Source organism: Parasphingorhabdus sp. (assembly GCF_049667325.1).
In the GTDB taxonomy this organism is placed as follows: Bacteria; Pseudomonadota; Alphaproteobacteria; order Sphingomonadales; family Sphingomonadaceae; genus Parasphingorhabdus.
In genome coordinates this window covers 1-2,157 of sequence record NZ_JBATHY010000333.1, presented here as the reverse complement: position 1 = coordinate 2,157, position 2,157 = coordinate 1, and the positions used below count along the sequence as shown (strand labels likewise).

Below are 2,157 nucleotides of genomic sequence, written 5' to 3'. Positions count from 1 at the left end.
GTACCGGCAGAGGCGCTGAGCCAGATATGTTTCTCTGGCACGACAGCATCAATCTGCCGGTCCTTGAGAGGAAATATCTTTGGCTTGCCGCTACTCATGATCGGCCGTTTTCATCGGCGAGCGCCCGTACCATTCCTCGAGCCGCATCAACTGGTCATAATCTGCATAAGGCGCATATTCCGGATGCAGCTTGGCCGTCATCGGTTCCACGCCCAATATATATAGATCGACGGCCTCGTTGAACCGGGCGACAGCATGGTCGACCATCGCGTCCGCCGGCACGACATTGTCGCCACGGCCTTTTGTCGGCGAACGGACATAGCCGAAATTATCCGATCCTGCGGTTTTCGCGAGCGACCAATATTCGAAGCCGGTCACCCGTCCCTCGATATTCTGGAACCCGCCGAGTTCGGCGATGGCAGCCAGCAGACCGAGTTGCAGATTATATCCCTCGACCACTGCCTTGTTGGTCGGTGCTCCTCCGGTCTTGTAATCGACAATCGCCAGACCGCCATCGGGCATCCGGTCGATCCGATCCGCGATTCCAGACAGTTCGACACCGGCAATCTCCGCTTTGCCATAAATTTCAGACGCGATCGGTTCCCGGCCTGCCTTGCGGTTCTGTGCGAGCGTTTCGGCAATCCATGCCAGCCCTTCGATCAGACGCGGCGCCCAGAGACTGCGCATTAGCGGGTGCAAGGTCGGGTCCTTGAGAAACGCATCGGCTCTTTCTCTCAACGCTTCGGGTGCATAATTGTCCTGCCTGGCCCATTGATCGAGAATGTCGTGAATGATCGTCCCCCGCCAGGCGGCGCTCGGGTCTGCGTCGATCATGTCAAGTGATGCAAAGCCCATGATCTTGTTCGCATAAAAAGCATAGGGATCGGCGATCAGACGATCTACTTGTGTCACCGATATCGGTATATTGCGATGTTCGGCACCCGGCAACGGAGCGGGGCGATCATATGGCTCGGAGGGCGTTTTCGGCTGATCGATCGAAGCCAGCCATGCGCGGGCGTCCGGATGTTCCTTCAGATTGTCCCCGCACATGCCTTTCAGGCGGAGCAGGAAGCGCGAAGCAATGGCGGGACCGGAATCATCGCGACGCGCGCGGGAGAGAATGACTCTCTTCGCGCCCATCGCTCCGACAAGATCATGTGCGGAAAGCCCGATCTGACGTTCCTGTGCCGGCAGGCCGAGCGATTTGCGGATCATCGGCGCAAGCCAGGGGTCAGGCGTAATCGCTTGCGGCCAGCTCCCCTCGTTGAGACCGCAGCAGATGACGAGGTCGGACTGTTGCAAGCGCGCCTCCAGCAGCCCGTAAAGCGCGATCCGGGGATGGCCGCCATAGGCCGGTCGCACGGATATTTCGGACATCAAAGTCTCGAAATAGCCGGACAGTTCATTCGCCGCGATCCGGATCGGACCCATTTCGGCGCGGGTCTGCAATTTCACCAACAGGTCCGCCAGTTCGCGGCCCGCCGACCCTCCCCAGACCGAACCGTCAGTCAATGTTTCCGCCAATTGCCGCAACTGATCGAGAAGATTCGGCCAGTTTAGCGAAGACGCAAAGAGGCTTTCCATCGGCTCGAACATTGCTCGAACCATTTCCCACCAGGGGGCAATCTCGTTGCGCAATTTCTTCGTCCGGCGGTTTTCGCCCTTCAGCAGCGCATCGATGCCAGCCAATCCCGGCGCGGGTCGTGGGCCGCGCAACAGCAAGTCCAGCTTGCGCACTTGATCAAGCCATCCAAGCCGTCCTGCTCCCCGCTGCACCAGCGGGTGCTTGAGCAAAGCGAGAAATTCGGCTGGCGGAAATCCGTCCGCGACCGCAGCGAGCAGGTTGAGAAAAAAGACGCCCTCCGGCAGTTTGGCCAAAGGCTGGCCGGCGGTATCATCAACCTGGATATCCCAGCGTCTCAAATGGGCCGAGACACGGGTTGCCAGCGACCGGTCCGGCGTGACAATCGCCACCCTTTGGCTTGGGTCTTCGAGAGCCTCGCGTGCCAGAAGCGCGATGATCTGGGCTTCTTCGGCACTGTTGCGCGCCTCGACGGTCTGTACTCCGGCCAGACTGCGTTCGTTGCTTTCCAGATTCTGCCAGCGCACGGTAAGTTTCGGAATCGCGAAGGCATTGCTCAAGGCCCGGCTGCGCTT

Annotated in this window: 1 protein-coding gene; it reads right to left on the bottom strand. The window is 59.5% G+C overall.

Annotated elements, in window-relative coordinates:
* Nucleotides 1-90: 90 nt before the first annotated feature.
* A partial coding sequence (gene addB, locus WBM93_RS14375) for a double-strand break repair protein AddB (protein WP_424432553.1) occupies nt 91-2,157 on the bottom strand: 2,067 nt, incomplete at its 5' end.